The sequence below is a fragment of the Bradyrhizobium sp. WSM1743 genome, assembly GCF_000473065.1.
Lineage (GTDB): Bacteria > Pseudomonadota > Alphaproteobacteria > Rhizobiales > Xanthobacteraceae > Bradyrhizobium.
Window position 1 is genome coordinate 443,022 of the sequence record NZ_AXAZ01000001.1, and the last position, 11,660, is coordinate 454,681.

The 11,660-nt window shown below is 65.5% G+C and carries 10 protein-coding genes; 6 read left to right on the plus strand and 4 right to left on the minus strand.

Annotation, left to right across the window (positions count from 1 at the left end; translation table 11 throughout):
• The first annotated feature begins 885 nt into the window (after window positions 1-885).
• On the plus strand, window positions 886-3,615 hold the full coding sequence (gene ppc / locus YU9_RS0102105) for a phosphoenolpyruvate carboxylase (RefSeq protein WP_371259096.1): 2,730 nt from the start codon (window positions 886-888) through the stop codon (window positions 3,613-3,615).
• Window positions 3,616-3,717: 102 nt separating this feature from the next.
• On the opposite strand, the gene YU9_RS0102110 is transcribed toward ppc, so the two are convergent.
• From YU9_RS0102110 to YU9_RS0102125, 4 genes are all read right to left on the minus strand, one after another.
• Window positions 3,718-4,884, minus strand: coding sequence for an SMP-30/gluconolactonase/LRE family protein (locus tag YU9_RS0102110; RefSeq protein ID WP_027571290.1), 1,167 nt, complete (start codon window positions 4,882-4,884; stop codon window positions 3,718-3,720).
• A 114-nt stretch (window positions 4,885-4,998) separates the two neighbouring features.
• Window positions 4,999-5,913 (minus strand): SDR family NAD(P)-dependent oxidoreductase, encoded by a 915-nt coding sequence (locus YU9_RS0102115; protein WP_027571291.1) that lies wholly within the window; start codon window positions 5,911-5,913, stop codon window positions 4,999-5,001.
• 105 nt (window positions 5,914-6,018) lie between these two features.
• Window positions 6,019-7,158 (minus strand): thiolase, encoded by a 1,140-nt coding sequence (locus YU9_RS0102120; protein WP_027571292.1) that lies wholly within the window; start codon window positions 7,156-7,158, stop codon window positions 6,019-6,021.
• A 3-nt stretch (window positions 7,159-7,161) separates the two neighbouring features.
• On the minus strand, window positions 7,162-7,575 hold the full coding sequence (locus YU9_RS0102125) for a Zn-ribbon domain-containing OB-fold protein (RefSeq protein WP_027571293.1): 414 nt from the start codon (window positions 7,573-7,575) through the stop codon (window positions 7,162-7,164).
• A gap of 177 nt (window positions 7,576-7,752) precedes the next feature.
• Between YU9_RS0102125 and YU9_RS0102130 the strand changes: the two genes are divergently transcribed.
• The 5 genes from YU9_RS0102130 to YU9_RS49675 form a co-directional block, all read left to right on the plus strand.
• Window positions 7,753-9,102, plus strand: coding sequence for an amidase (locus YU9_RS0102130; protein WP_027571294.1), 1,350 nt, complete (start codon window positions 7,753-7,755; stop codon window positions 9,100-9,102).
• Window positions 9,095-9,781 (plus strand): DUF2848 domain-containing protein, encoded by a 687-nt coding sequence (locus YU9_RS0102135; RefSeq protein WP_027571295.1) that lies wholly within the window; start codon window positions 9,095-9,097, stop codon window positions 9,779-9,781. The genes YU9_RS0102130 and YU9_RS0102135 overlap by 8 nt, the downstream gene beginning before the upstream one ends.
• 156 nt (window positions 9,782-9,937) lie before the next feature.
• Complete coding sequence (locus YU9_RS0102140) at window positions 9,938-10,684, plus strand: 2OG-Fe(II) oxygenase (RefSeq protein ID WP_027571296.1); 747 nt, start codon at window positions 9,938-9,940, stop codon at window positions 10,682-10,684.
• 9 nt (window positions 10,685-10,693) lie between these two features.
• A complete protein-coding gene (gene alkB, locus YU9_RS0102145; protein WP_027571297.1) occupies window positions 10,694-11,347 on the plus strand; it encodes a DNA oxidative demethylase AlkB in 654 nt (217 codons plus the stop codon).
• 140 nt (window positions 11,348-11,487) lie between these two features.
• Window positions 11,488-11,660, plus strand: a 173-nt coding sequence (locus YU9_RS49675) for a helix-turn-helix domain-containing protein (RefSeq protein WP_256375851.1), incomplete at its 3' end; no start/stop codon positions are given.

Below are 11,660 nucleotides of genomic sequence, written 5' to 3' on the forward strand. Positions count from 1 at the left end.
ACGTTTCGCGATCGTCACGATACGTAGGCCGGGATGCGATGGACGCGGCAGCGCCGGCGCGTGACGGGGTGGCAGGGCGGGCTGCGCCTGTGAGCCATCACGATCCGCGGTACGACACGGCGCGGTCACAGCGTTTCTTTTCGGCATTGGGGGCGAGCACGCGCGAGCTTCCGACTGTTTGGGGAGGGACGTCCGCGGACGGCAAAAGCGTGTGGTCCTGACGCCCGGGGTCTGTGCGTCAAGGCTTGCGGTGGTGAAGCGGCCCAACCGGGTGCGCGCATCAGTCATCTGCAAGGCGACGGGGGCAATAGTGCATCGCTCCCCGGGGAGAGCGCGCCATAAGCCGTAAAACCATTGCGCAGGGAAGGCCGGGAGCCCGGCATCACCTGTGGTCACCCCGCGTGCGTCTTGTCGCGTGCGGACCTTCGGGTGCCAGCCGGCGCCCGGCCTTCCCTGCGCCCTTTCTTCTTGATGAGGGCGAAAACGGTCAGCAAAGCTCGGGCGGAACGCGCCGCGAGAACGTGAAGGCATGCCTATAAAAGAGAAAGCTCTCGTGCCCCGGACGCAGCGCAGCGCGACGTGTCTTCGCGGCGTGGTGCGCTGCAGAGCCGGGGCCCATATTGCGGCAATGTGTTCTGTCGCATCTGGGTCCCGGCTCTGCGCGGCAACGCTTGCGGCGTTGCTGCTTGTCCGGGACACTTGATCATCACCCCAGCCCTGTGCGCCGCCACCAACTTCGTCTTGCGCTGCGGTAGAAAAATATCGCACACTCGACGGGCCGGGGAGCCATTGGGAGCTCTAATAGGGGAGCGAGCCATGTCCCTCCAGACCGTATCATCCGACACCACCGAGCATCGCCCCAACCGGCCTGAGGACGTCCAGGCGATGGAAGCGGATGCGCGGCTGCGGGACGACATCCGCCTGCTCGGGCGCATTCTCGGCGATACCGTGCGCGACCAGGAGGGCGCCGACGTGTTCGACCTAGTCGAGCGCATCAGGCAGACCTCGATCCGGTTTCACCGCGACGAGGACCGGCTCGCCCGCCGCGAGCTCGAGCAGATCCTCGACGGCATGTCGATCTCCGAGACCGTGCGGATCGTCCGTGCCTTCAGCTATTTCTCGCACCTTGCCAACATCGCCGAGGACCAGAACAACATCCGTCAGATGCGCGCGCGCAGCGCCGCCAAAAGCGGCGGCTCCGGCGTGCTGGCGGAAACGCTCGCCCACGCCAGGGACGCCGGCATCGACCCCGACCAGCTTCGCAGCTTCTTCAAGACCGCGCTGGTCAGCCCGGTGCTGACCGCGCACCCGACCGAGGTCCGCCGCAAGAGCACCATGGACCGCGAGATGGAGATTGCAGCCCTGCTCGACCGCCGCGAGCGCGTCGCGCTGACTGGGGAGGAGGCAGATGCCAGCGACGAGCAGCTCCGCCGCGAGGTGCTGACACTGTGGCAGACCAATTTGCTCCGCCGGACCAAGCTCACCGTGCTCGACGAGGTCGCCAACGGCCTGGCGTTCTACGACTACACCTTCCTGCGCGAGGTGCCGCGGCTCATCAACGCGCTGGAGGACCGGCTGGAGGAGGGCGGCGAGCAGGCCGCCAGCGAGCTCGCCTCGTTCCTGCGCATGGGCAGCTGGATCGGCGGCGACCGCGACGGCAATCCCTTCGTCACCGCCGACGTGATGCGTGGCACGCTGCGGCTGCAGTCGAGTCGGGTGATGCAGTTCTATCTGAACGAACTGCACGTGCTCGGCGCGGAGCTGTCGATCGCGGCGCACCTCGCCGACGTCTCCGAGGAGCTGCGCAACCTGGCGGAGCGTTCGCCGGACACTTCGCCGCACCGGAGCGGCGAGCCCTATCGCCTGGCGGTCTCCGGCATCTATGCCCGCCTCACGGCCACGGCCGAAAAGCTCGAGGTCGAGATCACGCGCCGGCCGGTCGGCAAGGGCGCGCCCTACGAGAGCGTGAAGGAATTGCAAGCCGACCTCGACGTGCTGCACCGCTCGCTGATCTCCAACAACGCCCGTGTCATCGCGCGCGGCCGGCTGCGGCTGCTCCGCCGCGCGGTGGACTGCTTCGGCTTCCACCTGGCCCGGCTCGACATCCGCCAGAACTCGGCCGTGCACGAACGCACCATTGCCGAGCTGATGGACGCCGCCAATCCCGGCATGTCCTATCTGGCGCTCGGCGAGGACGCACGCATCTCGCTGCTCACGAACGAATTGCGCTCGACGCGCGCGCTGGTGTCGCCCTTCGTCAAATACAGCGACGAGACCATGGGCGAGCTCAATGTGTTCCATGCCGCCGCGGAGGCGCATGCGAGGTTCGGCTCGGACGCCATTCCGCAATGCATCATCTCGATGTGCAAGGGCATGTCCGACATGCTCGAGGTCGCGGTACTCTTGAAGGAGGTCGGCCTCGTCCATCCCTCCGGACGCAGCGCCATCAACATCGTGCCGCTGTTCGAGACCATCGAGGACTTGCAGGCTTCAAGCGGCATCATGGACCGCATGCTGTCGCTGCACGATTACCGCCGCCTCGTCGACAGCCGCGGCAGCGTGCAGGAGGTCATGCTCGGTTACTCCGACAGCAACAAGGACGGCGGCTTCGTCACCTCGGGCTGGGAGCTCTACAAGGCCGAGATCGGACTCGTCGAAGTGTTCGAGCGGCATCACGTGCGGCTGCGCCTGTTCCATGGCCGCGGCGGCTCGGTCGGCCGCGGCGGCGGGCCGAGCTATGACGCCATCATCGCGCAGCCTGGCGGCGCCGTGAACGGCCAGATCCGCATCACCGAGCAGGGCGAGATCATCTCGTCGAAATATTCCAACGCCGAGGTCGGCCGCAACAATCTGGAGATCCTCGCCGCCGCGACGCTCGAAGCAAGTCTCCTGCATCCGCGCCAGAGCGCGCCGCGCCGCGAATATCTGGTCGCGATGGACGAGCTTTCGAATCTCGCCCTTGGAGCTTATCGCGGCCTCGTCTACGAGACCGAAGGCTTCGTCGATTATTTCTGGGCCTCCACGGTCATCAACGAGATCGCGACGCTAAACATCGGCAGCCGTCCGGCCTCGCGCAAGAAGACCCGCGCGATCGAGGACCTGCGCGCCATCCCCTGGGTGTTCTCCTGGGCGCAATGCCGCCTGATGCTGCCGGGCTGGTACGGCTTCGGCAGCGCGGTCGAGCAATGGATCGCCGCGCATCCAGAGCAGGGCATGCCGTTCCTGAAAGAGCTCTACAAGGAATGGCCGTTCTTCCGCATGCTGCTGTCGAACATGGACATGGTGCTCGCGAAGAGCTCGATCGCAATCGCCTCGCGCTATGCCGAGCTCGTGCCCGACGAATCCTTGCGCGAAAAGATCTTCGGCCGCATCCGCCGTGAATGGCATTCCTGCATCGAGACGCTGCTCGACATCATGGGCCAGGACCGATTGCTGCAGGGCAATCCGCTGCTGGAGCGCTCAGTGCGCCACCGCTTCCCCTATCTCGACCCGCTCAACCACGTGCAGGTCGAACTGCTGAAAGAGCATCGCGCGCAGAACCCGGACGAGCAGGTGCTGCGCGGGATTCAGCTGACGATCAACGGGATCTCGGCGGGGTTGAGGAATACGGGGTAATCTCAACCCGTCGTTCCGGGGCGATGCGAAGCATCGAACCCGGAACCTCGAGATTCCGGGTCTGGTCCTTGCGGACCAGCCCGGAATGACGGCGCCACTAACTCACGGCTTCATCGCGCCCTGCACACTCGTGTAGACGGCATAGAGCGATGTCGAGCCGCAGATATAGAGCCTGTTTCGCTGCTGGCCGCCGAAGCACAAGTTCGCAACCGTTTCCGGAATATGGATCTTGCCGAGCAATTCGCCCGACGCCGTATAGCAGCGCACGCCGTCCTCGTTCGGATCGCCCCAGCCCACCGAGCACCAGACCCGCCCTTCGGTGTCACAGCGGACACCGTCGGTGATGCTCGGTTTTGGCATGTCTGCAAAGACCTTGCTGTTCGATACCTTCCCCGCGGCCACGTCGAGGTCGAACACGCGAATATGGGATGGGTTGTCCGGCCCATCGGTGAAGCCAGTGTCGCAGATGTAGAGCTTCTTCTCGTCCGGCGAGATGGCGAGCCCGTTGGGCTCGACAAAATCGTCGACGACGACTTTGACCTCGCCGGACTTCGGGTCGACCCGGTAGACGTTCTTCTTGTCCTGCTCGGGCTCCGCCTTGATCCCCTCGTAGAAGCCGCCGATGCCATAGGCGGGGTCGGTGAACCAGATCGCGCCATCGGCAGTCACGACCGCGTCGTTCGGGGAGTTCAGCCGCTTGCCGTTGTATTTGTCGGCGATGATGGTGATCGAGCCGTCGAGCTCGGTCCGCGTCACGCGCCGGCCGCTATGCTCGCATGTGATCAGGCGTCCTTCGCGATCGATCGTGTTGCCGTTCGAGTTCATCGACGGGGAGCGGTAGACGCTGAGATGACCGTCGTCCTCCGAGAAGCGCATGATGCGGTTGTTCGGAATGTCGCTGAACAACACGTATCGCCCGGCCGCGAAATACACGGGGCCCTCGGCCCAGCGGAAGCCGGTTGCGACGCGCTCGACCGCCATGGTGCCGGCGAAGGCCGGGAAGCCGGGCGGGCCGAAGGACGGCGGCCCCTTCTTGGCCGATTCCAGATGAGAGTCGGGGTAGCGGCTGCCCGGCAGTGGTCCGAGGGGCAATGGCGCGGTCGATCGCGTCGGTGCGCCGGTCTGGCCCAGGGGGGCGACGGAGGCTGCCAGGGCTCCGTTCATGGTGACGCCCGTCGCCGCGACGGCGGCTGCCGCGCCCTTCAATAGGGTGCGGCGCGCAAGAGAGGGCTCGTTGGTACCTGCGGGAATGGTCAGTGGTTTCGTCATGGTTGCCTCCCGATTTTTTGTTGGGAGGAAACCATCCGCCCGCATTCGGGCGTAAAGCAGGCGATCTCCGGCTGGACAACCGGAGCTCGCAATGCAGCAAAATGCCGGGATCGGTTAGACCGGATCCCACGTGAAGATGTCGGCGGAGCGGTCGAGCTTGTAGAACGAACCCTTCAGCGCCGGCATGCCGTGTTCCGCGATCGATTGCGGTGTCCAGCCTTCGCTCCGCTGCACCGAGCGGATCGGGCGGTTCTGGCTGAACAGGAAGATCTCGTTCATGCGCACGCCAAAGATCTGCCCCGTGACGTCCTTGGCGGAATCGCCGAGCAGATAGCCGCAGAGCGGCGCGATTTTCTCCGGTCCCATCTGCTTGATCTTCTCGACCCGCGCCTTCTCGGCCTCGGTCTCGGTCGGGATGGTGCCGATCATGCGGGTCCAGGCGAACGGCGACACGCAGTTGGAGCGGACGTTGAAGCGGCCCATGTCGAGCGCTATCGACTTCGATAGTCCGACGATGCCGAGCTTGGCGGCGGCGTAGTTGGCCTGGCCAAAGTTGCCGATCAGGCCGGAGGTCGAGGTGAAATGCACGAATGAGCCTGACTCCTGCTCGCGGAAGATCCGCGCCGCGGCGTGGCTGACGTAGAACGAGCCCATCAGATGCACCTTGATGACGGCCTCGAACGCTTCCACGCTCATCTTGTGGAAGATCATGTCGCGCAAAATGCCGGCATTGTTGACGACGCCATCGAGCCGGCCGAAATGATCGGTCGCGGTCTTCACGATCTTGCTCGCGGGGATCGCTTCGGCGACCGACTCGAAATTGGCCACGGCCGTGCCGCCGCGCTTCTTGATTTCCTCGACCACTTCCTCCGCGGGCGCGGCGTTTGAGCCGGCGCCGTCGGCAGCTCCGCCGGGATCGTTGACCACGACCTTGGCGCCTTCCGCGGCGCACAGCAGTGCGATCTCGCGCCCGATGCCGCGGCCTGCGCCGGTGACGATGATGACCTTGTCCTGCAGTGATTTGCTCATGTGGAGTCTCCTGTTGTCTCTGTCATTCCGGGGCGTGCGAAGCACGAACCCGGAATCTCGCGGTTCCGGGTCTGGTCCTTCGGACCACCCCGGAACGACGAGAAATCACCTCTCGTTCGTAAACACGATCGTGCCACTCGCCGCGAACATGCCGCCGACACCGTGGCACACCGAAATCTTCGCGTTCGGCACCTGCGCCGGCGCGATGCCGCGCATCTGGCGCACGCTCTCCTGCAGCGCATACATGCCGTACATGCCCGAATGCATGTAGCTCAATCCGCCGCCATTGGTGTTGAGCGGCAGTTTCCCACCCGGCCGCGTGTTGCCGTCCGCGATGAACTGGCCCGTCTCCTCATAGGGCATGAAGCCGAGGTCGCCGAGGCCGAACAGCGGCAGATGCGCGAAGGCATCGTAGATCATGAGATGATCGACGTCGTTGTGCGCGATGCCTGCCTCCTTGAAGGCGAGGGGGCCGGCAACCTTGAAGGCGCGCGAGGAGTTGAACGTCTCCATCTGGCTGACCATCGGCGTCTCCACGCTCTCGCCGGTGCCCATGATGTAGACGGGCTTCCTCGGAAAATCCTTGGCGCGGTCCGCCGATGTCAGGATCAGCGCGCCGCCGCCGTCGGTGACGAGGCAGCACTGCAGCAGCCGGAACGGATAGGCGATCATGCGCGAGTTGAGGACATCAGTGACCGTGATCGGGTCCTTCATCATCGCGCGCGGATTCCTCGCCGCCCATTCCCGCTGCACCACCGCCACTGAAGCAAGCTGCTCGTGCGTGATGCCGTAGGTCTTCATGAAGCGCAGCACGGGAATTGGGAACATGCTGGGCGGGCCGTAGACGCCATAGGGCGCCTCGAACTGGCCCTGCAGGCTGTCGGCGGAGATCGAGCGCGGCAGCTTGCCGATCATCGACTTGCCGCTCTCGGCATGGGTGATCAGCACGGTCTTGCAGAGACCCGCCTCGATCGCCGCCGCGGCGTGGCGAACATGCAGCATGAACGAGCAGCCGCCGACCGAGGTGCCGTCCACCCAGGTCGGCTTGATGCCGAGATAGTGGCAGACCTGCTGCGGCGTCTCGACCGCGGTGGCAAAGCCGTCGATGTCGGAGAGCTTCAGCCCGGCGTCCGCGATGGCATTGAGCGCCGCATCCGCATGGAGCTGGAGCTGCGAGGTGTTGGGGATGACACCGAGCTCGGTGGTCTCGGCCGCGCCGACGACGGCAACCTGGTTCCTGCGCATGACTTACCCCTTCGCCGGACGGAAGACGGGGAGGGTGATCTTGTCGTCGAGTTCTTGGAAGGCGACCTCGAGCTTCATGTCGAGCTCGAGTGCCTCAGGCGTCTGCGGGCAGTCGATGATGTTGCTCATCATCCGCGGGCCCTCGTCGAGCTCGACCACGGCGATGGCATAAGGCGGCGTGAAGCCGGGCGCGGCCGGACGATGGTTGATCACGTAGCTGTAGAGGAAACCCTTGCCGCTCGCCTTGAAGATGCTGACCTTGCGCGAGGCACAGGACGGGCAGAACGGGCGCGGCGGGAAGTAGACATGCGCGCAGACGTCGCAGCGCTGCAGGCGCAATTCGCCCGCTTTCGTGCCGTCCCAGAAGTGCTGGGTCTCCGGCGTCGGTTTCGGTCGCGCGCGCTGCGGTTCGGCCATATTGACGGCTCCTCCCAAGGACAGGCCTCGCGCCCGCCTGTTTCGATCTTGATGCGACAATCGACCATCGTGCGTCAACGGTCCAGCAATGCGCATGCATGCCATCATGCGCACAATGCTTGTGTCGAACCGAGCCAGCGCTATAGATTGCGCGCGCCAATATTCCGTGAGACAGACATGCCCGATTTTCCGACGCTGGCGAAGCTCGCCGAAGACCTCGAAGGCGGCCGCACTACCGCCCACAAGCTGGTCGAGGCCTGCATCGCCAGGATCGCCGACCCTGCCGGCGAGGGCCGGCGCACCTTCATCCATGTCGACAAGGACGCGGCGCTGACGACCGCCGATTCCATGGATGCTCTGCGCAAGGTCAAGGCGGCGCCGTCGCGCTATGCCGGCATTCCCATCTCGATCAAGGATCTCTTCGACATCCAGGGGCAGACGACGCGCGCGGGCTCCCGTGCGCTCGACGATTCCGATCCGGCGGAGCACGACGCGGCGGCGGTCGCGCGGCTGCGCAAGGCCGGCTTCGTGCTGATCGGCCGCACCAACATGACCGAGTTCGCCTATTCCGGCATCGGCATCAATCCGCATTACGGCACGCCGAAGGGCGCCTGGAATCGGGCCGAGGGTCATGTGCCCGGCGGCTCCTCCTCGGGCGCCGCGGTGTCCGTGCTCGACGGCATGGCGCATGGCGCGCTCGGCACCGACACCGGCGGCTCCTGCCGCATTCCCGCCGCCTACAACGGCATCGTCGGCTACAAGCCGACGCAGCGCCGCGTGCCGCTCGACGGCTCGGTGCCGCTGTCGTTCTCGCTCGACAGCATCGGGCCGTTGGCGCGATCGGTCAGCTGCTGTGCCATACTCGATGCCGTGCTCGCCAACGAGCCGATCACGGCGCTGAAGCCGCGCCCCGTAAGAGGCATGCGGCTCGCTGTGCCCACCACGATCGCGCTCGACGATCTCGACGCGGAGGTCTCCGCGACCTTCGAGCGCGCGCTGAAGACGCTCGCCGACCATGGCGCCATCATCGAGCGGATCGAGATGTCCGAATTCCACGACATCGGCCCGATGAACGCCAAGGGCGGCTTCGCCGCGTCCGAGAGCTATGCCTGGCACCGCTATCTCATCACGGCCAAGGGCGACGTCTACGATCCCCGCGTTGTCGTCCGCATCATGCGCGGCGAGGCGCAGAGCGCGGCGGACTACATCGATCTCCTCAACGAGCGCCGCTCGCTGATCGCCCGCGTCAACGCACGCATCGCACCCTATGATGCCCTGGTGCTGCCGACCACCGCCAACACGCCGCCGAAGATCGCCGATCTTGCCGACGACAAGGCGTTCACCACTCAGAACCTGCGCGCGCTGCGCAACTGCACCCTGATCAACATGATCGACGGCTGCGCCATCTCGCTGCCCTGTCATCGCGCGGGCGACGTCCCCGTCGGCCTGATGCTGGCGGGCGCGGGCGGCTCGGACCGCCGCATCTTTGAACTTGCTGCCGGCATGGAGGCCGTCATTCGTGTTTGACCTCACTTTCACCGTCGACGCCCAGGACACCACCACGCCGCTGACGCTCGCGATCGACCAGATGGTCATCGCCGGCTGGACCGGCCGCGACCCCGTCGCGCGCGACAAGCACATCGCCGAGCTGCAGGAGATGGGCATCGCCCCGCCGGCCTCGACGCCGATCTACTACCGCGCCTCCGCGCGGCGGTTGACCCAGGAAGACCGCATCGAATGCTGCGGCGGCGATTCCAGTGGCGAGGTCGAGTTCGTGCTGATCGGCTGGCAGGGCCGCATCTTCGTCGGCTGCGGCTCCGATCATACCGACCGCAAGGTCGAGGCCTATAATGTCACGGTCTCCAAGCAGATGTGCGACAAGCCGATCGCCTCGACGCTGTGGGAGCTCGAGGACGTCGTCGGCCACTGGGACAAGATGATCCTGCGCTCCTACGCCACGATCAAGGGCGAGCGCGTGCTCTACCAGGAGGGCACGCTCGACGCGATGCTCCCGGTCAACGATCTCATTGCGCGCGGCTTTGAGGGCGGCAAGTTCCCCGACGGCTGCGCCATGTTCGGCGGCACATTTGCGGCCAAGGGCGGCATCCGCCCGGCGGAGCGCTTCGACTTCGAGCTCGAGGACCCCGTGCTGAAGCGGACGATCAGGCACGGCTACGACGTGACGACGCTGCCGGTGAGGGGCTGATCTCTCTCCGCGTCATTGCGAGGAGCTCTTGCGACGAAGCAATCCAGGCTGGTTCCGCGGAGGGATCCTGGATTGCTTCGCTACGCTCGCAATGACGCGGAGGTAGTCATCGGAAATCGGGTGGCGGGCGAGGGCCGGGCTGCATAGGTGATTGCCATGACAATGACCGCACGAAAATCGGCCCAAACCTCCGTTCCCGACCTCGCCGCCCACGTCGACGCCCTCGACTGGCCACAAATCACCGCCGAACTCGACACCCAGGGCTGCGCCGTCCTGAAGAACCTGCTGATGCCGGACCAATGCCGCGCCATCGCAACGCTCTACCCTGACGATGCACACTTCCGCAGCCGCATCGTCATGGGCCGGCACGGCTTTGGCCGCGGCGAATACAAGTACTTCTCCTATCCGCTGCCCGATCTGATCGCGCAGCTGCGCCCGGCGCTCTATGCGCACCTGCAAGGCGTCGCCGATCGCTGGAACGAGGCGATGGGGATCGACATCCGCTATCCCTCAGCGCACGCGGCGTTTCTGAAGCGCTGCCACGAGGCCGGGCAGGCGCGGCCCACACCGCTGCTGCTGCAATACGAGGCGGGCGACTACAACTGCCTGCACCAGGACCTCTATGGCGAGCACGTGTTCCCGCTCCAGGTCGCGATCCTGCTCTCGGAGCCCGGACGCGATTTCACCGGTGGCGAGTTCGTGCTGACCGAGCAGCGCCCGCGCATGCAGTCCCGCGCCGAGGTGGTGCCGCTCGCGCAGGGAGATGCGGTTGCCTTCGCTGTGCATCACCGCCCGGTGCAGGGGACACGCGGCACCTACCGCGTTAATCTCCGCCACGGCGTCAGCCGCATCAGGTCCGGCCAGCGCCACACGCTGGGTGTGATCTTCCACGATGCCAAATGAGCGTTGCGATTGACAAGTGATCTGTTCGACAGCGTCGTCGAGGCGCAGCCCTCGCGCGAGGAGATCGCCGACGGCGCCGTGCTGCTGCGCGGCTTCGTCAAGCCGATCGAGACCGAGCTGATCGAAGCGGTACGCGCCATCGTGGCGCAATCGCCGTTCCGGCGGATGACCACGCCCGGCGGCTATCAGATGTCCGTGGCGATGACCAATTGTGGCGAGCGCGGCTGGATCACCGATCACACCGGCTATCGCTATGATCCGATCGATCCGCGCACCGGCGCGCCATGGCCAGCGATGCCGCCGGTGTTTTGCGATCTGGCCCGCCGCGCCGCGGAGCAGGGCGGCTTCAAAGACTTCGCGCCCGATGCCTGCCTCGTCAACCGCTACGAGCCCGGCACGCGGCTGTCGCTGCATCAGGACAAGGACGAGCTGGATTATTCGGCGCCGATCGTCTCGGTCTCGCTCGGCCTGCCCGCGACCTTCCTGTTCGGCGGCATGGCGCGCAGCGACAAGCCGCGCCGCTTCCGGCTGGCGCATGGCGATGTCGTGGTCTGGGGCGGGGCGAGCAGGCTCGCCTATCACGGCGTCGCGCCGCTTGCGGAAGGCGAGCACGCGCTGCTGGGAAGGAAGCGGATTAATTTGACGTTCCGCAGGACGCGGTGATCCCTTCCTTCTCCCCTTGTGGGAGAAGGTGCCTTCCTGTCCAAACCGGATAGATTGGTAACACAGTAGACCGGATGGACGGGTGACAGTTCTCTATCGGCTGGGAGGATCAGCCGATGCCTTGGCGAGAGAGCTGTGCAATGGACCAACGGGTACGCTTCATATCGGAACAGCGAACCGGCTTGTGGACGATGACGGAGCTTTGCGAGCGCTACGAGATCAGTCGCAAGACCGGTTACAAGTGGCTGGATCGCTACCGGTTGGAGGGGCCTGGCGGGCTTGAGGATCGTTCCCACGCCCCGCGCGTGCATGG